9 protein-coding genes are annotated in these 19,371 nt (G+C 71.4%); 5 read left to right on the forward strand and 4 right to left on the reverse strand.

All coding sequences use genetic code 11. The features are described from left to right. Position 1: 1 nt before the first annotated feature. Entirely contained in the window at positions 2-1,447 is a 1,446-nt protein-coding gene (locus tag FF096_RS03900) for a magnesium chelatase (protein ID WP_375335283.1), read from the reverse strand. A 138-nt stretch (positions 1,448-1,585) separates the two neighbouring features. After that, positions 1,586-2,554, reverse strand: a complete 969-nt coding sequence (locus FF096_RS03905; RefSeq protein WP_155215037.1) for an aldo/keto reductase — start codon at positions 2,552-2,554, stop codon at positions 1,586-1,588. A 113-nt stretch (positions 2,555-2,667) separates the two neighbouring features. On the opposite strand from FF096_RS03905, the gene mgrA reads away from it, so the two are divergent. The 5 genes from mgrA to FF096_RS03925 all read left to right on the forward strand — a co-directional run bounded on the left by mgrA (position 2,668) and on the right by FF096_RS03925 (position 8,566). Continuing rightward, positions 2,668-3,663: an L-glyceraldehyde 3-phosphate reductase gene (gene mgrA / locus FF096_RS03910; RefSeq protein WP_155215038.1), complete on the forward strand. Its 996-nt coding sequence runs from the start codon at positions 2,668-2,670 to the stop codon at positions 3,661-3,663. Between the two features lie 78 nt (positions 3,664-3,741). After that, the gene (locus FF096_RS03915; protein ID WP_155215039.1) at positions 3,742-4,743 is read left to right on the forward strand and encodes a 2-hydroxyacid dehydrogenase; all 1,002 of its coding nucleotides are present in this window, start codon (positions 3,742-3,744) and stop codon (positions 4,741-4,743) included. Between the two features lie 555 nt (positions 4,744-5,298). Then, positions 5,299-6,219: an ABC transporter ATP-binding protein gene (locus FF096_RS03920; RefSeq protein WP_375335295.1), complete on the forward strand. Its 921-nt coding sequence runs from the start codon at positions 5,299-5,301 to the stop codon at positions 6,217-6,219. Further along, positions 6,216-7,745, forward strand: a complete 1,530-nt coding sequence (locus tag FF096_RS26255) for a hypothetical protein (protein ID WP_196222447.1) — start codon at positions 6,216-6,218, stop codon at positions 7,743-7,745. Before FF096_RS03920 ends, FF096_RS26255 begins: the two co-directional genes overlap by 4 nt. Positions 7,746-7,798: 53 nt before the next feature. Next, positions 7,799-8,566 (forward strand): thioesterase II family protein, encoded by a 768-nt coding sequence (locus FF096_RS03925; protein WP_196222448.1) that lies wholly within the window; start codon positions 7,799-7,801, stop codon positions 8,564-8,566. Here the strand turns inward: FF096_RS03925 and FF096_RS03930 are convergent. Further along, positions 8,547-10,904: a polyketide synthase gene (locus FF096_RS03930; protein ID WP_155215041.1), complete on the reverse strand. Its 2,358-nt coding sequence runs from the start codon at positions 10,902-10,904 to the stop codon at positions 8,547-8,549. The genes FF096_RS03925 and FF096_RS03930 overlap by 20 nt on opposite strands. Then, complete coding sequence (locus FF096_RS03935; RefSeq protein WP_155215042.1) at positions 10,897-19,353, reverse strand: type I polyketide synthase; 8,457 nt, start codon at positions 19,351-19,353, stop codon at positions 10,897-10,899. The genes FF096_RS03930 and FF096_RS03935 overlap by 8 nt, the downstream gene beginning before the upstream one ends. Positions 19,354-19,371: the final 18 nt, after the last annotated feature.

Consider the following 19,371-nt stretch of genomic DNA (forward strand, 5'->3'; position numbering starts at 1 on the left):
CTCAGTCCCGGCCGCCGTAGCGGGTCCGCCCGGCGTCGGTGACGTCCTTGCCCAGCCGACGGCTCAGGTGCAGCCCTTCGAGCACGAACTCGACGGCCGCGGCGGCCTGCCCGGGGCTCGGCGCGTCGCCGACCCCGAGCCGGTCGAGCACCTTGGCCAGCCCCGGCACCGTGCCCACCTGGCGCAGCAGGTCAGTAGCCGACACCAGCTCGCCGGTCTCCACCGTCCGCCCCTCCTCGACCAGCGCCGTGAAACCGGACAGGTCCAGCCCGGCCAGCCGGGCCCGGAACGTCTCCGCGGTGGCGGTCCGCAGCAGGTGACCGAGGACCTCGATCTCCCGGCCCTCCTCGCCGCTCTCGAACTCCACCTTGCCGCGCAGCGTCGACGTCACCGACACCGCGTCGCCCACCCGCGCCACCGCCTCCGCCGACGGCAGGTCCGCGTCCGCGCCCAGCAGGCACGCCCGGCGCAGCGCGGCGGCGGCGACGGTCTCCGCAGCGGCGATGGCGAACCGCGCGGAGATACCGGACCGTGGGTCCACCGACGGCGACTCGCGCACCGCCCGGGCGAACCGGGCCAGCACCTCCAGCACGTGCTCCGGCACCTCGGCGACCAGGTCGGCCTCCTGCCGGATCAGGGCCAGTTCCAGTTCCAGGTCGGTCGGGTAGTGGGTACGGATCTCCGCGCCGAAGCGGTCCTTGAGCGGGGTGATGATCCGACCCCGGTTGGTGTAGTCCTCCGGGTTGGCGCTGGCCACCAGGAGCAGGTCCAGCGGCAGGCGCAGTTGGTAGCCGCGCACCTGGATGTCCCGCTCCTCCAGCACGTTGAGCAGCGCCACCTGGATCCGTTCGGCCAGGTCGGGCAGCTCGTTGACCGCGAAGATGCCCCGGTTGGTACGCGGCACCAACCCGAAGTGGATGGTCTCCGGGTCGCCGAGCGTGCGCCCCTGGGCCAGCCGGACCGGGTCCACGTCGCCGATCAGGTCACCGACGCTGGTGTCCGGGGTGGCCAGCTTCTCCCCGTAGCGCATCGAACGGTGCAGCCACCCGACCGGCAGGTCGTCGCCGGCCTCGGCGACCAGCGACCGCGACGCCGGAGTGACCGGGTGCAGTGGGTGCTCGTTGAGCACCGAACCGACGATCACCGGGGTCCACTCGTCGAGCAGCGCCACCAGCGACCGGATCAGCCTGGTCTTGCCCTGGCCACGCTCACCGAGCAGCACCATGTCGTGCCCGGCGAGCAGCGCCCGCTCCACCTCCGGCAGCACGGTGTCGTCGTACCCGACGATGCCGTCGAAGCGCGGCGCGCCGGACCGCATCCGGTCCCGAAGGTTGTCGCTCAGCTCCTGCTTGACGGTCCGGTACCGGTACCCGGCCGCGCGCAGCGCACCGAGCGTGGCGGGCAGGTCGGCCGGTGGGAGCGGCGAAACAGACGAAGACTCACTCACTCGGCCCACGCTAGCGCGCACCCGGCTTCGTCGACCCCCACCAACCTGGCAGGATCATGAACTCTGCCGGTGAGAAGGAGGGGCCATTTCGCTCTCCATCGATCGCGAACCCTGGGACTCGACCGACGCCCGCCCCGGTCAGCCGCGCCTGCGGGAGCGGACGAACTCCGGCACCGCCGCCAGGCCGGTGACCGGGCGGAACGCGCGGGCCGCGTTGACCAGTGCGGCGTACTCGTCGTCGGTCAGGTCGATCTCCGCGGCGGCGGCGTTGCGTTCCATCTGCTCCACGCTGGACGCACCGGGGATGGCCACCACGTTCGGGTGACGCAGCACGTACGCCAGAGCGATCTGACTCGGTGTCGCGTCGTGCGCGGCGGCCACCTGACGCAGCGTCTCGATCAGCGCGCCGCCGCGTTCCAGGTTCTCCGGCAGGAAGTACGGGTTGGCCCGACGGATCGCGCCGGACGGCGGGTGGTTCGCGTCGTACCGCCCGGAGAGGAACCCCTGCGCCAGCGGGCTGTACGCGATGACCAGGCGGCCCGCCTGCTCCGCGTACGGAAGAAGATCCTCCTCCGGCTTGCGGTCGACCATGCTGTAGCGGACCTGGTTGCTGAGCACCCGGCTGCCCAGCGCGGCCTCCGCCATCTGCCAGCGGCGCAGGCTGTAGTTGCTCACCCCGACCTCGGCGACCAGGCCGACGTCCTGCAGCGCGCGCATCCCGCGCATGGTCCGCTGGTCGCCGACCAGCGGGTTGGGTTGGTGCACCTGGTAGAGGTCGATGTTGGTGACCCCGAGCCGCGCCGCCGAGGCGACCGCCCGCTGCTGCACCACCGACGCGACCGGCAGCACCGGCATGAACTTGGTGGCGACGACCACCTTGTCCCGGTCGGCGGCCAGTGCGCCGCCGAGGAGCCGTTCGCTGCGGCCGAAGCCGTAGATCTCGGCGGTGTCGAAGAGGGTCACGCCCAGCTCGACGGCGCGGCGGACGATGTCCGCCGCCAACCTTTCGTAGTCGGGGCCGTAGCCCCACTCCCGCGAACCGAACTGCCACGTACCGAGGCCGATCCTGGACAGGGGCTTCGGCGTGTCGAGCCGCACGTAACGCATGGGTCGACGCTACCCGTCGTCGGGCCCGTCGACCGCCGCAACCTCCGGCGTCGGTCCGGCGAGCCGCCTCCGGCGCTATCCCGACGCCACCCGCCCGGCCCCGGGCTATGGTCATGATCGTGACCTACCTCGCGGCCGACACGCGCTACGACCAGATGACCTATCGGCGCAGCGGAGCCAGCGGGCTCCGGCTGCCCGCGATCTCACTCGGCCTGTGGCACAACTTCGGGCCGGACCGTCCCTTCGAGCGTCAGCGGGACATCGTCCGGCGGGCCTTCGATCTCGGCGTCACCCATTTCGACCTGGCCAACAACTACGGCCCGCCGCCCGGCTCGGCGGAGGAGAACTTCGGCCGGATGCTCGCCACGGACCTCAAGCCGTACCGCGATGAGTTGATCATCTCCAGCAAGGCCGGCTATCTGATGTGGCCCGGCCCGTACGGCGAGTGGGGCTCCCGCAAGTACCTCGTCGCCTCGCTCGACCAGTCGCTGCGCCGACTCGGGCTGGACTACGTCGACATCTTCTACAGCCACCGGTACGACCCGGACACTCCGCTGGAGGAGACGATGGGCGCCCTGGACGCCGTCGTCCGCGCCGGCAAGGCCCTCTACGTCGGCATCTCCAACTACACCTCCGAGCAGACCCAGCGGGCCGCCGCGATCCTGCGCGACCTGGGCACCCCGCTGCTGATCAACCAGCCCGCGTACTCGATGTTCAATCGCTGGACCGAACAGGACGGCCTGCTCGACACGCTGGAGCGGGTCGGTGCCGGCTGCATCGCCTACAGCCCGCTGGCCCAGGGCCTGCTCACCGACCGCTACCTTGCCGGCATCCCGGTCGACTCCCGGGTCCGCACCAGCGTCTTCCTCAACGAGAGCGACCTGACCGAGCAGCGCCTGACCACGATCCGGGCGCTGGCCGCCGTCGCCGGGCGCCGGGGCCGGTCCCTGGCGCAGCTCGCGCTCGCCTGGGCGCTGCGCGACCCGAGGATGACCAGTCTGATCATCGGTGCCAGCAGCGTGCCGCAGTTGGAGGCGAACATCGCCGCGGTCGACAACCTCGACCTGACGGCCGAGGAATTGGCCGAGATCGACGCCCTGTTGGGCTGACGGTCCCGTGTCAAGGTGCCATAGAACCCTGCCTGCGCACGGATGCCCGGCCGTAGCGTGGAAGGTGGAGGTGGCCCCATGCGAGTGGCGGTTTTCAGCACCAAGCCCTACGACCGGACGTTCCTCACCGAGGCGAACGCCACGGCCGGTCATGAACTGACCTTTCTGGAGCCTCGTCTCACCACCCAGACCGCCCGGCTCGCCGAGGGGGCCGACGCGGTCTGCGCCTTCGTCAACGACGACCTCTGCGCCGAGGTGCTCGACCAACTCGCCGACGTCGGCGTCCGGGTGGTCGCGCTGCGGTCGGCCGGTTTCAACAACGTCGACGTGGCCGCCGCCCGCAAGCTGGGCCTGACCGTGGTACGGGTGCCGGAGTACTCGCCGCACGCGGTGGCCGAGCACACCGTCGGCCTGATCCTCGCCCTCAACCGCAAGATCCACCGCGCCTACAACCGGGTACGCGAGCACAACTTCGCGCTGACCGGACTGCTCGGTTTCGACCTGCACGGTCGTACGGTCGGCATCGTCGGCACCGGACGGATCGGTGTCTGTGTCGCCCAGATCATGGCGGGCTTCGGCTGCCGGGTGCTGGCCAGCGATCCGGAGCCGAACGACGCGGCCGTCGCCGCCGGGGTCGAGTACGTCCCGCTGGGGCAGCTGTTCGCCGAGTCGCACATCATCACCCTGCACTGCCCGTTGACCCCGGACACCCGGCACCTGATCGACGCCGAACGGATCGCCCAGTTCCGCGAGGGCATGATGCTCGTCAACACCGGTCGAGGCGCGCTGGTGGACACCCGCGCGGTCATCAACGGCCTCAAGAGCGGCCGGATCGGTTACCTCGGCCTCGACGTGTACGAGGAGGAGAGCGACCTGTTCTTCGAGGACCGTTCGGAGGCGGTCCTCGGTGACGACGACTTCGCCCGGCTGACCACCTTCCCCAACGTGCTGATCACCGGGCACCAGGCGTTCTTCACCGAGGACGGCCTGCACAACATCGCCGCCACCACGGTCGCCAACCTGACCACCGTCGAGCACGACGGTCCCGCAGCCGTCCCCGCTTGCGCCCTCGTCTGCTGACCTCATCCGTCCCGGTCCGGGACGGTGTGCGATCGAGCCGATCGGTGGCCGGGGGTGGCGCACATATCGACCGGGGTGGACGCTCGGTAATGTTGTGAATTTCGCACATAAGACCACGTCGGAGTGCACATTGGGGTGCGCGACTCACATTTTTCGACGCCGACCGTTCAAGGCTCCTGACCCAGCGTGAAGACGGTCGACGCGACACGACAGATCCATGTTGGATCACCTACACTGTCGATGTACCGCGAACCGCCACCGCTGTCAGAGGGTATGCCGAAAGACATCCCAGGAGCTTGAATGCCATGCAGCACTCTTGAGGGCTCAATACTGCCCGGCGGTCACCTCGCGGTGGGGCGAGTTCGACGACTCCGCTGCTCAGTCGGTTGCCTGGGGACAATCGGCATCCCGGCCGTAGCAACCGCTGCGAATGCTCGCTCTTCGGCACCACGATTCAGCTTGGAGTCTGCCGAATGGCGCACTCCCAGATCCGGTTAGGACGTACGCGTGCAGCACGACACCTCAGGCAAGGCGAGGAGTGAGTCACCCCTCGCCATCGAGGCCACCGACCTTCGAAAGTCCTTTGGCGCGACGCGCGCGCTCGACGGATTCTCACTGCGAGTAGCCCCCGGCGAAGTACACGGATTCCTCGGTCCGAACGGTGCGGGTAAGTCGACCACAATCAGGGCGCTGCTCGGTCAACTGAAGTTGAGCAGCGGCGAATGCCGGATCTTCGGTCACGATTGTTGGCAGGAGTCCGTCGCCGTGCATCGGCGGGTCGCCTATGTCCCCGGCGACGTCGCATTGTGGGACGGGCTCTCCGGCGGCGAGTGCATCGACGTCCTCATGCGCCTACAGGGCGGCGGGGATCGCCGTCGTCGGGACGAGCTCATCGACCGCTTCGACCTGGATGTGCGGAAGCGCACCCGGTCGTACTCGAAGGGCAACCGACAGAAGGTCGCGCTGATCGCCGCGTTCTCGAAGGACGCCGACCTTTACCTGCTCGACGAGCCAACCTCCGGCCTCGACCCGCTGATGGAGGAGGCCTTCCAGCAGACGGTGCGCGAGATCAAGATGACTGGCAAGGCGATCCTGCTGTCCAGCCACATCCTCTCCCAGGTGGAGGCCCTCTGCGACCGGCTGACCATCATCCGGCGCGGGCAGACGGTGGCCTCTGACACGTTGGAGCGGCTTCGCGGCCGTACGACGCTGCAGGTCCTCGCCACCACCGAGCGCTCCCCCGAGGCGATGTTGCGCGCCGAGAACGTGCTCCAACTGGTCACGGAGCACGTCGACGGGCGGACCAAGTCGACCTTCCAGGTGCCGCCGGCCGCGCTCAACGACGTCATGCCGATCCTCGTCAGCGCCGGGTTGACCGGTCTGACCGTCGCACCGCCCAGCCTCGACGAGGTCTTCCTGTCCAACTACCGCGAGGGCGTCAAGCCCGAGCCCGAGCCGGCGGCGAGCGCGCGGTGAAGGGTCTCGCGCGCACCACGTGGGTGCTGCTTCGCACGATGTGGCTGTGGTTGGTCGTACCGGCGGTCGTCATCGCCGGTCTCGTCTGGTCGGCTGCGGCCTCCATCCAGGACATGTACCCGGACGAGGCGCACCGCCTGGCGTACGCCGAGACGGTGACCGACTCGGTCGCCGTCCGGGTGTTCCAGGGGCGCGGCTACGACCTCACCACCATCGGGGGCATCTTCGCCCAGGAGACAGCGGTCGTGGTGCTGTTCCTGGTCCCCCTGCTCGGGGTCTACGTGGGGGTCCGCTTCACCCGCTGGCTGGAGGACAAGAACTACCTCGACATCATCACCGCCGGCACGATCAGCCGGCTGGCGCCCACCGTCGCCGGTCTCTGCTGCGGGGCCATCACCTGCCTGCTCGCCTCGGTTCTCTCGTTCGCCGCGCTGGCGGCCACCGGGTACGACACGCTGGGTGCCGCGCTGTGGGCGTTGGCGCTGCTGCTGTTCTTCCTGTGGGCGGTCTCCCTCGGCGCGCTCTCCGGTCAACTCTTCCGCAACAGCGCCGAGGCCACCTTCGCCGCCGTCGCCGTGGTGATCGGCTTCTACCTGCTCCGCAGCGCCGTCGACGTCAGGTCCTGGGACGCGGTCTGGTCGTCGCCGTTGTCCTGGCTCGCGGAGACCAAACCGTTCGCCGAGACTCCCCCGGCCTGGCCCTACCTCCTCTTCGGGGTGGCCATCGTGGCGCAGGCGCTCCTGGGCATCTTCTTCGCCACCAAACGTGACCTCGGGGGCGGGATGTTCGCCGCCTCCGCCGGCCCCCGCGAGGCCGGTGCCACGCTCGTCGGCTCTCGGACGCTGCTCCTGCGCCTGGTCCGGGGCACCACGCTGGCCGTGCTCCTCGCGGGCGGCGCGGTGGCCTTCACCTTCGGCTACTTCGCCAAGGACATGGCCACCGAAGGGCTGACCGCTCGGATCGTGCTGCTGGTGCAGCTCAACGCCATCGTCGCGGCTGCCGCCGGGGTGCTGGTCAGCATGGCCTTCGCGCGGGAGGAACTGTCCGGACGGACCGGGCGGGTGCTCGCCGGGCTGCCGACCCGCACGCGGTGGCAGGCCAACGGCATCGTCATCGCCTTCGCGGCCGTGGTCATCACGCAGCTGGCTCTCGCCTCCCTGTCCGGCCTCGGCCTGAGTCTGAGCCTCGACGACTGGGGCAGGTTCGGTGAGGCGCTCCGGAGCAACGCCCAGCAGCTACCTGCGGCGCTGCTCATCGTGGCGCTCGCGCTCGCCCTCGGCTCTCTGGACGCGCGGCTCCCCGCGCTGGCCTGGACCCTGGTCGCATGGGCCGCGGTGGTGGCGCTGCGGGCGGACATGCTGCAACTCAGCGAAGGGGTCCGGCACATCTCGCCGGTGGAGTGGACCGGCAAGGTCCCGGTCGAGTCCTGGTCGGCCACGTCGTCGGCCGGGATGGCGGCCGTGATCGTGGTGCTCATGGGCATCGCGCTCGTCGTGTTCCAGCGCCGAGACCTCGCCAAGGGCTGAGCGTGGACACCCGATCAGACACCACCCGACCCACGTCGCCGTGGTTGGTCACCATGACGCCCGTACCCGAGGATCCCCGGGCGACCCTCGTCGTCTGCCCGCACGCGGGCGGCTCGGCCGCCGCCTACCTGAAGCTCGTACGGGCCTGCCCGCCCTGGCTGGCGACGATGGTCGTCCAGTACCCGGGGCGGGCACACCGGATCCAGGAGCCCTTCTCCCGGTCCATCGGCGAGCTGGCGGCGAAGACCGCCGAGGCGATCCTGACCTGTGTCGACGGGCCGGTCGCGTTGCTCGGTCACAGCATGGGCTCGCTCGTCGCCCTGGAGACGGCCCGCATCCTGGCCTCGGAGGAGCGAGAACCGGTGGCGCTCTACGTGTCGGGCCGGGGTGATCCGGCGACGCGGGCCAAGGGCGACAAGCACCTGCTGAACGACACCCAGCTGATCGAGCACATCTGCGACCTCGGTGGCACCGACCGCCGGATCTTCGACGACGCGGCGTTGCGCGCGCTCGCGCTACAGGTGATCCGGGCGGACTACCGCGCCCTGTCCACCTACCAGTACCACCGGGGCCGGCTGCTGCACTGCCCGGTGACCGCGCTCAACGGCCTGTCGGACACGTCGGTGTCGGTGACCTCGTCCACCTCGTGGGCCGAGGTCACCCACGGCGCGTTCGCACAACGCGTGTTCCCGGGTGACCACTTCTTCATCCTGGAACACGTCGAGGCGATCGCGGAGCTGGTGTCGTCCGGTCTGCTGGCCCAGCTCCAGCAGACCGCGACCACCGACCGTGCCGCCCCGGTCACCGGAACGGCACGGTGACCTCACGATCGAAGCCGTGCGTCGGAACACCGACGACATGTCCGACGCCCCGCAGCGCCGTACGCCAGTCGACCGACGCACCCAGCTCGTAACACCAGCCCAACGTCCGCCACCACCATTCGCCGGGGCCTCCGGCCGCCTCCCCCACCGTCCACAGGGCGCGACCGCGCTCCTGACACGTCCTGCGGAAGGGGTCGTCGGCGGCCGGATCGGCTCCGATCGCGAGCCACCCGGTGGTGTCCAGGTCGTCAGCCGCGTCGAAGCAGCCCGGCCACCGTGCGGGCTCGCGGGTGGCGCTCTGCCACTGCGCGCTACCGGGGACCTCCTGCCACGGCCACAGCCGCCCGAGCGAGGCGGGCGCCCAAGGGATCTCGGGGGTCCGCGCCGCGACGCCTGCGGGCGGCACAGCGCCGGAAACCAACTGGACCACACCGGCCAGGTCGATGGCACCCGCGACGTACGCCGCCACGATCTCACCGACCCCGACGCCGGTGACCACGGTCGGCACGACACCCACCGCGAGCAGGGCCCGGGCGACCACGCACTGCCGGATCACCGGCTCGCTCGCGCCATCGGCGGCGGCGCGGCACTGCTCGTCGAGCGCTGCGAGAAGCGGCACGCTCCGCAGCGTCTCCGCCCACCCGGTGTCGGGTATCAGGGACTCGCCCAGGTGCAACGCGATCCCTGCGGACGGCACCGGCGGGTGGGCCGGTGCCGTCCGCAGGGCTTCGGCAGCCGCCAACGGATCAGACGCGACGACTGCCGTTCGCCAACCCCAGTGGGTACGGCCGCAGTTCCACGACCGTGCCACGTCAGGCCACGACCTGGTCGGATCCTCGACCAGGAACGTGCGCATGGCTGCGATGGCCCGTTGGAGATCCCGCTCGTCGCGACCGGAGAGCGCGAGCACACAGCTCCCGCTCGGCCCGGCCTCGGCGCGAGGTGGGATCGGATCCGCCGCAGCGACGACGATGTGACAGTTGGTACCGGTGAAGCCGAACGCGCTGGCTCCCGCGATCCGGCGTTCCGTTCCGGAGGGCCAGTCCCGGGCGGCCGTCACCAGTTCGACTCCGGCCTGAGCCGGTGGCAACCCGGGGTTCGGCCGTTCCAGCCCGAGGGTGGCGGGGATCCGCCCGTGCTCCATCGAAAGGAGCAGCTTGAGCAGGGCCGCCATGCCGCCGGCCGCCTGGAGGTGCCCCACGTGCCCCTTGCAGCTGCCGAGAAACAGCGGCCTGTCCCGGTCGGCGGTGAGGCCCGCCAGCGCCTCCACCTCCATGATGTCCCCGTACGGGGTGCCGGAGGCGTGCGCTTCGACGTAGTCGAGGTCGGCGGCGGAGACGTCGGCAGCCTCCAACGCCGCCGCCACCGTCTGACGCTGGGCGTCCACCGACGGCGTCGTGAGCGATGCGGTGCGGCCGTTGTGGTTGACCGCCGAGCCGAGGATCAAGCCCCGGACGCGCCGCTCGTCACGCTCGGCGTCCGCGCTGCGCTGCAACACGACGAAACCGCAGCCCTCCCCGATGACCGGGCCGTCCGCCCGCTCGTCGAAGGGCCTGGACTCGCTGCTGCGGGAGACCATCCCCGGCTGGGAGAAGGCGATGCTGGTGGACGGGGAGACCAACGCGTTCACTCCGCCCACCAACGCCAGGTCGCACTCCCCGTCCCGCAGGCTGCGGCAGGCGAGGTGCAGTGCCACCAGCGACGAGGAGCAGGCCGTGTCGACCGAGAGCGACGGCCCGGCCAGCCCCAACGTGTAGCTGATCCGCCCCGCCACGGCACCGTGGGCGGTGCCGATACTCGAATGGGCGGTAATCCCGGCCACGTCCCGGAACCGCGACAGGGCGAAGTCGTACGTGCAGACCGCGGTGAACACGCCGGTCCTGGTGCCGGCCAGGCTGGTCGGGTCGATGCCCGCGTCCTCCAGCGCCAACCAGGCCTGCTCCAGCGCGAGCCGCTGTTGCGGGTCCATGTCGGACGCCTCGTCCGCGCCGATGCCGAAGAAGCCGTGGTCGAACCGCTCCAGGTCGGTCACGAGACCGAGCCGGCGGGCCATGGTCCGGCCCGGTTTGCCCGGCTGATCGGCGTAGTACCGATCGACGGACCACCGCTCCTCCGGGATGTCGACGATCCCGCTGTCCGAGGAGGACAGCAGCCGCCAGTACGCCTCCGGCCCGTCAGCGCCGGGGAACCGACACGCCAGTCCCGTCACGGCGATCGGCGCCCGCGCCGCCTGTTGGGCCTGCTGCGCCTGTGCCAGGCGCTGCTTCAGGTCCGTGATCGTCCGTAGGGCACGCCGCAGGGTGTCGGCGGTGCCGGATCCCGCTGCCGTTTCAGCCATCCGAGTTCTCCAGGTCGTGCAGGGTGGACCGCAGGAGGTTCTCCAGCTCGTCTTCCGACAGGTCGGCGAGGTCGTCGTCCGGCCCGGTCTGCGGTTCTGGTTCCGTCTCCACCCGCGCCGGCTGCTGGCTCCCCAGGTCGACGCCCATGGAGGCGGCCAACTGCTCGGCGAGCGCGTCGACGTTCGGGTATCGCCACACCACCGTGCTGGGCAGCGACACACCGGTCAGGCGTTGCAGTCGCTTGCGCAGTTCCAGGGACATCAGCGAGTCGAATCCCATCTCGGAGAACGGTCGGCTCGACGCCACCGCCTCCGGTGAACTGCGCAACACGGCGGCGACCTCGTTGCGGCAGGCTTCGACGACGGCGGCCCGACGGGCACGCCCCGGGGGCAGGCTCAGCAGTTCGTCGGCGAGGCCCGAGACGGCCGAGTCCAAATCCGCGCCGCCGAATCCGGCTCCCGCGTGCCCGGACAACAGCCCCGGCAGGTCGTCGGCCGACATCTGGGCGATGGCGGCGGCGTCGATCGGAAGCACGACGACCTCGGCCGGTACGTCCGTCACGGTGTCGAACACCGCGCGCCCCAGATCGGCGTCGATGGGCTTGAGCCCCAGCCTGGCCAGCGCCACGTCGCTGCCCTGGCGCGAGGCGAGGCCGATCTCACCCCACGGTCCCCACACCAGGTTGACCACCGGGACTCCCCGGCGGCGCGCACCGCGACCCCAGGCGTCGACGAACGCGTTGGCGGCGGCGTAGTTGAGCTGGCCGGGTGAACCGAGGACGCCCGCCGCCGACGAGTAGGTGACGAAGAAGTCCAGGTCGGCGTCTTCGCACGCACGGGCCAGGTTGACCACGCCCCGGGCCTTCGCCGTCCAGACGCGACGTAGCGAGGCGGCGTCCTGCTCGTCCAGCGCGGCGTCGGCCAGCACGCCTGCGGCGTGGACGACGCCCCGGACGGGCAGCCCACCCGCACCGGCCCGGGCCACGACGGCAGCCAACGCGTCCGCGTCACCGACGTCGGCGCTGGCCACCACGATGTCTGCGCCGGTGGTGCGGGTGATCTCGTCCAGACGCGTACGGGCCGCCTCGGCGGGCTCGCTGCGGGACAGGAGTACGAGCCGACCCGCGCCCCGCTCGGCCAGCGAACGGGCCGCCTCCAACCCCAGGTCTCCGAGTCCACCGGTGATCACATAGCTGGCGTCGCGCCGCACCGGCGCGGCCCCGGGGGCGACGATCACGTCCTCGACGCCGTCCGGCACCAGGACGATCTTGCCGATGTGCTTGGCCCTGGCCATGGTGGTGAACGCCTCTGTCGCCTGCGCCATCGGGAAGACGTTCGTCCGCACCGGCGTCAGCTCACCGGCGCCCAACGCCCGGGCGACGGCATCCAACACCGGCGTGATCGCCGACGGCCGCCGGTTGAACAACGCCTCCAGGTCCACCGCCATGAAGCTGCGGTTGCGGGCGAGCACCGACAGACCCATCGAGGAGTCGTCGTAGATGTCGCGCTTGCCGATCTCGACGAACCGCCCGTTCTCCGCCAGCAGGGCCAGGCTGGCCCGCAGCGCCTCTCCGGCCAACGAGTTGAGCACCACGTCGACGCCCTTGCCCTGGGTGTCCGCACGCACCTGGTCGGCGAAGTCGAGACTCCGCGAGTCGTAGACGTGGGCGGCTCCCAGCGAGGCCAGCAGTTCCCGCTTCTCGGCGGTGCCGGCCGTGGCCAGGATCGTCGCCCCACAGCGACGAGCGATCTGCATCGCCGCGAGGCCGACCCCACCGGCAGCGGAGTGGATCAGCACCGTCTCGCCCGGCGCGAGCCGGGCCATGTGCTCCAGGGCATAGGCGGCGGTGAGGAAGGCGATCGGCACCCCGGCCGCCTCGGTGAGGTCGACCTGTGCGTCGAGCCGCGCGACCAGTGCCTCCGGTGCCACCACCCGGCCGGAGAAGCTGGAGGCGGCCACCGCCATCACCGGATCGCCCACCCGGACCCGGGTCACTCCCTCGCCGACGGCCGCGACGACACCCGAGCATTCGGCGCCCAACGGCACCCGACCGGGTTCCACGCCGGGGCAGGACCCCAGCGCCTTGAGCACGTCGTTGAAGTTCAGCCCTGCGGCCCGTACGTCGATCAGAACCTCCCCGGCTGCCGGAGCCGCGACGCCGAAGGCGAACGGCGCCAGGCTGGCGAGGTCACCAGGCTCCTTCGCCAGCAGCCGGAAATCGCGTTCCCGGCCAGTCTGGAGCGTGCGCAGCGGCCACCCGGCCGGGTCCTCCGGGTCGAATCGGCGCAGGCGGGGCACCCACCACCGGTCCTTGCGCCACGCCGCCTCGGTGCCCGAGGGGAAGGTGTCCAGGTTCGGCCCGGCCGCCCCGTCCGGTCCGTCGGGCAGGTCGACCAGTCGTACGCCCAGTTCCGGCGCCTCCACCACGAGCGTCCGGGCGGCTCCCCACAGGGCTGCCGGCCCGCTGTCCGGCCGCGCCTGCCCGCGTACCTCCTGGGCGCCCGCCGTGAGCACGACCAGGCTCGCCGCCGCCGACGGCCCCGTCGACCGCATGGCCTGCGCCACCGTCACCAGCGATCCCACCAGGTCGAGGCCGTGCCGCGCGTCGTCGTCGGCCGGGTCGGCCAAGGCGAGGGCATGCACGACGCCGATCGCCGCCCCGTGCTGCTGCGACTCGGCGCGGAGGAACTCCGCCAGGCGCGCCCGGTCCAGATCCTGCGGTACGACGGTCGTGGACCGGTCCGCGAGGAGGGACGCCACCCGGGCGTCGACCGTCTCGCCCGCCGACACGACCACCCAGTGACCAGGGGCGCTCGGCTGCCCGGCCGCCTGGTCGGTGGCCTCCTCCCAGGTCACCTGGTGCAGCGGCAGGCCCTCGTCGTGGCGGCCGGGCGAGGAGAGTTCGAGACCCTCCAGCCGGGCCACCAGCCGACCGGTCTGGTCGCGTACCTCGATCCGGTAACCGTCGGTCGGGGAACCGACGCACACCACGTCGAGATCGCCCTCGCTCACGGGTACGCAGGAGAAACCGCCCACCCGGACGGGCACTCGCGGTCCGGTCTGGACGGTGTCGACCAGTCCGGCGGCGGCGAGTTGGAGACAGGCGTCCAGTTCGGCCGGGTGCGGTCCGGAGCGCCAGCCCTCCTCGTGCGCCACGGTCCCACCGCTCGCACCGTCGGCGGCCCAGGCGGACCGGATGCCACGGAAGGCGTCCCCGTAGTCGATGCCCACGGCGGCGAAGGTCGCGTACAGCCTTGGCGGGGCGACCGTGCGTCGGTCTTGCGCCACCTCGACGGGCGGCGTCTCCAGGCTGACCGCATCCGCGACCCGGGACCGCGCCGCCGGTGTCCAGACCGCCGCGTCCGGCCGCCGCCAGAGCAGTTCCGCCTCGGCCGGTTTGCCGGACCGGTCGCGCAGCACGATCCGCACCTGCGTGGCGGGCTCGTCGGCCTGGCCGATCGGGACCATCGAGGCCAGTTCGACCTCTTCGAGCTGGATGTCGTCCCGGCTCAGGGCCGTCCGGGCCGTCGCGAGCAGGGCGTCGAGGATCGCGGTCGCCGGCAGCACCGCCGCCCCCGCCACCTGGTGATCGGCCAGCCAGGGCAGCCGGTCCACGGCCACCTCGCCGACGCCCAGCCACAGACCTGGTTCAGCGCCGGCCTCCACCACCGTGTGCACGATCGGGTGCCCGCCGGACGGCACGTGGGCCGCCCGCGACGCCACCACGCCGAGGTGACGATCGTGGTTCCACGGATAGACCGGGAGGTCGACCATGCGTCGGCCGGTGTACACGGCGTCCCAGTCGATGTCGGCGCCGCTGCAGAACGCCTCACCGACGGCCCGCCACAACGCGGGCAGGGCGGGCGAGTCCCGCCGGACCGTCTCGATGACCGCCGCGTCCACCTGGTCGTCGTCGATGCGGTCCTGGATCGCCCGGGTGAGCGCCGGGTGCATGGCGATCTCGGTGAACCGCTGCCACCCCTGCTCCAGCGCGGCGCGGATCGCCGAGTCGAACAGCACCGGCTGGCGGAGGTTGTCGAGCCAGTAGTCGGTGCCCAGCCGGTCGCCGTCCACCACGCGACCGAGAACGGTCGAGAGCATCGGGATGCGGGTCGGGCCGCTGGACACCTCCCCCATGCCGGTACGGAAGGCGGGCAGGACGGTGTCCATCATCGGGCAGTGGGAGGCGAAGGTGACCTGCGCCAGGGAGCGGGAGAACACCCCGTCCTCCTCGGCTGCGGCGAGCCAGACCGCCACGGCCTCCTCGCTGCCGGACAGGATGGTGGAGCCGGGCCCGTTCTCGGCCGAGATCCAGAGGTCGGATCTCCGCATGCCCTCCAGACGCTTCCTGGTCTCCTCGGCGTCGAGCGCGACCATCGCCATGGCACCCGGGACGGCGGACGACTCGATCGCCTCCCCACGGGCCGCGGCGATCCGCAGACCCACTTCGAGATCCAGGGCACCGGCGACGCAGGCGGCGGAGATCTCGCCCACGCTGTGCCCGACCACCAATCCGATCTGCACACCGTGCTCGACCAGCCAGGAGGCGAGCGCCACCTGGGTGGCTACCAGGGCGGGTTGGGCGAGACGGGGGCTACGCGCCAGCTGCCCGCCGTCCGGCATGGAGATGTCCTCCAGGAGGGACCAGTCGAGGTGCTTCCGGCACCAGGCGTCGGCCCGGTGAAGCGTCTCTTCGAAAGCGCCGCCGCTGTCGAGCAGGTCCGCCGCGAGCGGCCACCACCGGCTGCCCTGCCCGGGGAAGACGGCGACGGTGGACGTCGGGCCTCCGGTGCTGGCCCGACGCGTCGACACACCCTCCGCGTCCTGCCCCCGGGACCACGTCCTGAGCATCGCCGCCAGCGTGGGGACCGATCCGGCCGAGCCCACCGCCCGGTACGGGTGGGCGGTACGCCTGCGTGCCGCAGCCCCGCAGATCGCCCGCGCCTGCGCGGCCGTGCTCGACGCCAGGATCGACGCGTACCGGCCCGCGAGGCGGCGCAGCGATTCGTCGTCCCTGGCGGACAGTGGCAGCAGCAGCGGGCCGCCCGCCTGGGTCAGATCCTGGTCCGCCTGCACCGGCGGCGTCGCCAGGACCGCGTGCGCGTTCGTCCCACCGAAGCCGAACGAGCTGACCCCCGCCACGTGCCGGGGGCCGGATCCGGGCCACTTCCGCGCCTCCGTGACGACGTCGACGCGCAGGCCCTCGAAGTCGATGTGCTGGTTCGGCTCGTCGAAGTGCAGGCTCGCCGGGATGCTGCCCCGGTGCAGGGCCAGGGCGGCCTTGATGAACCCGGCCACTCCCGCAGCCGCCTCCAGGTGCCCGATGTTGCTCTTGACCGACCCGACGAGCAGCGGGTTGTCCGCAGACCGCCCGGTCGTCAGGACCTCGGCCAGAGCAGACACCTCGATCGGGTCGCCGAGCAAGGTGCCCGTGCCGTGCGCCTCGACGAGTTCGACCGTGTCCGGGGCGACACCTGCGGCGGCGTACGCGTCACGCAGCACCGCCTTCTGGGAGGCGCTGCTGGGGGCCATCAGCCCGTTGGTGCGGCCGTCCTGGTTCACCGCCGACCCGAGCACCGTGGCGTAGATCCGGTCCCCGTCGGCGATCGCCCGGGACAGTGGCTTGAGCACGACCACGCCGCACCCCTCGCTGCGGACGTAGCCGTCGGCAGCGGCCGAGAAGGTCTTGCACCGTCCGTCGGCGGCCATGGCCCCGGCGCGGCTGAAGTTGACCGCCAGTTCCGGCCCGAGGATGACGTTGACCCCGCCGGCCACCGCCATCGACGACGTACCGGAGGCCAGGCTCTCGCACGCCTGGTGCAGCGCCACCAGCGACGACGAGCAGGCGGTGTCCAACGTCATGCTCGGCCCGCGCAGGTCGAGCAGGTAGGAGAGCCGGTTGGCGATGATGCTGGCGGCGTTCCCCGTTCCGGTGAAGGCGGTGATCGACGCCAGGTCGCGGGTGGCGAGCTTGGCGTGGTCGCTGGTCGCCGCTCCGACGAACACACCGGTACGCGAACCGGCCAGGTCGTCCGTCCGGATCCCCGCGTCCTCCAGCGCCTCCCAGGCGACCTCGAGGAACATCCGCTGTTGCGGGTCCATCTCGGCCGCCTCTCGCGGCGAGATCCCGAAGAAGTCGGCGTCGAAGTCGGCGACCCCGTCGACGAAACCACCCCATCGGGTACGCATGGAGCCGGGCGTCGCCCCGGTCGGGTCGTAGAGTTCGTCGACGTCCCACCGGTCGGCCGGCACCTCGGTGATCGCGTCACGGGCGGCGGTCAGCAGGTCCCAGAACCCGTCGAGGTCGGGCGCGCCCGGGAAACGGCAGGCCATGCCGACGACGGCGATGGGTTCGCCCGCGCTGCCCGACGGCCGGTTGACCTGTTCGGCGCTCGACGCGGACGACGTGCCGCAGTAGTGGCCGACGACCGCCTCGATGGTCGGGTACTCCCACAGCAGGGTGGCCGGCACCTCGGTGCCGACCCGGGTCTCCAGGCTCCCGGCCAACCCGACCAGGTCACTCGAACCCAGCCCGAGTTCGGCCAGCGGCGCACCGACGTCGACCTGACCGACCGACACCTTGGCGGCGGCGGCCACCTGCTCGCGCAGCCAGGTGGTCAGCTCGCGCGGATCCGGCCGCCGGTCCGCGACCGCCGACGCCGGGGTGCCGGTGGCAGCCGTCGCCGGGGCTCCGGCGGGCGTACGGTCGGCGGTCGCCGTCGCCGGGGTGTCGGTGGAGGTCTGCGCACCGCCCCTCGACCAGGTGTGGACCGCCGCGAGTTCACCGCGCAGGTAGGCGCTGGCGATCGCCCGGCGTCGGGTCTTCCCACTCGACGTCTTGAGGATGCCGCCGCGACGCACCAGCGCGATCTCGTCGACCGCCAGATCGTGCTCCCGCGACACGACCCGGCGGATCGCAGCGACGATCTCCGCCGCCTGCTCCGGCTCGGGTGCCTTCAGTACCTCGTTGACCACGAGCAGGCGACCGCTGTCGTCCTCGACGATCTGGCAGACAGCCACCCCGGGCCGAAGCGCCGGGTGGGCACCGGCCAGCGAGCTCTCGATGTCGTGGGCGTGGACGTTACGCCCGTTGACGATGACGAGGTCCTTGATGCGTCCGGTGACGTACAACTCGCCGTCGAGGACGAACCCGAGGTCACCGGTGCGGAACCAGGCACGCTCGTCGCCGTCGATCCGGCTGACGAAATCCTCCTCGGGGCGACCCCAGTAGCCTCGGGCCACGCACGGCCCGTGCAGCCAGATCTCTCCGACCTGCCCGTCCGGGCACCGGTGGGCGGTGTCGGGGTCGACGATGGCGAGATCGCCGCCCGCACCGACCAGACCGGAGCTGACGAAATCGCGGCCCTCCTCGCTCGGCCTGACCTGTCCCTCCTCGACGCTGGACGGGTCGAAGCGGTTGACCACCGGGTCCTCAAGGCGCCGCGAGGCGGTGGCCATCAGGGTGTTCTCCGCCAGCCCGTAGCAGGGGAAGAACGTCGAGGAGCGGAAGCCGGTCGGGGCGAAGTAGGAGGTGAAGCGCTCCATCGTGGCGGCCTTCACCGGCTCGGCACCGTTGAACGCCACGTCCCAGCTCGACAGGTCGAGCTGCTCCAGGTCTGCCGGTGTGACCTTCGACAGGCACAGCTCGTAGGCGAAGTTGGGTCCGCCGCTGATGGACGCCCGCATGTCACTGACCGCCCTGAGCCAGCGTACGGGCCGCTTGAGGAAGGACATCGGGTCCATCACGGTCACCGGGAACCTGCCGAAGGCCGGCTCCAACAGTCCACCGATGAGCCCCATGTCGTGGAACGGCGGCAGCCACGTCACCATGTGCCGGCCTTCCACCTCGGGCGGGAAGAAGGTGCGATCGATGCAGGCCAGGTTGGCCAGCAGGTTCCCGTGCGTCACCATGACGCCCTTGGGCTGCCCGGTCGAGCCGGAGGTGTACTGGAGGAACGCGATGTCGTCCCCGTCCAGGTCGGGTTCCCGCCAGTCGTCGGGGTCGGCCGTCACCTCTTGGAGGCCGATCCGGGGCAGGGTGGCGAGCACCGAATCGAGCGCCGTGTACATGGCGTCCTGCTCCGGGCTGGTCTGGGGTACGAGCAGCGCCGCCGCCTGGCAGTCGGCGGCGATGCCGTGCAGCTTCGACAGGGACCGCGCGGAGTTACCACCCTCGATCGGGTACGCCGGGACCGCCACCACCCCGGCGTAGAGGCAGCCGATGAAGGCGGTCAGGTAGTCGGGGCCCGACGGGCAGGCGAGGATGACCCGGTCCCCGGGTCGGAACCTGGCGAGCAGGGCGACAGCCAGCGCGCGAGCGCGCCGATCCAGCTCCCGATCGAGCAGGGCGTTCGGCTGGCCTTCGCCGTCGTCGAGGAAACGGTACGTCGACGAATCCTCCCGGGCGGTGAGGCTGTCGCGGAACATGTGCGCCATGCTGCGGGGCATCGGGGGACTCCTGTCAGT

The sequence above is a fragment of the Micromonospora sp. CP22 genome (assembly GCF_009712475.1).
Classification (GTDB): Bacteria; Actinomycetota; Actinomycetes; order Mycobacteriales; family Micromonosporaceae; genus Micromonospora.

What these genes read in the sequence shown, in the direction of transcription:
- FF096_RS03930 (WP_155215041.1), bottom strand. Translation starts at nt 10,904, where the DNA reads ATGGCTGAAACGGCAGCGGGATCCGGCACCGCCGACACCCTGCGGCGT.
- FF096_RS03925 (WP_196222448.1), top strand. Translation starts at nt 7,799, where the DNA reads ATGACGCCCGTACCCGAGGATCCCCGGGCGACCCTCGTCGTCTGCCCG.
- FF096_RS03915 (WP_155215039.1), top strand. Translation starts at nt 3,742, where the DNA reads ATGCGAGTGGCGGTTTTCAGCACCAAGCCCTACGACCGGACGTTCCTC.
- mgrA (WP_155215038.1), top strand. Translation starts at nt 2,668, where the DNA reads ATGATCGTGACCTACCTCGCGGCCGACACGCGCTACGACCAGATGACC.
- FF096_RS03935 (WP_155215042.1), bottom strand. Translation starts at nt 19,353, where the DNA reads ATGCCCCGCAGCATGGCGCACATGTTCCGCGACAGCCTCACCGCCCGG.
- FF096_RS03905 (WP_155215037.1), bottom strand. Translation starts at nt 2,554, where the DNA reads ATGCGTTACGTGCGGCTCGACACGCCGAAGCCCCTGTCCAGGATCGGC.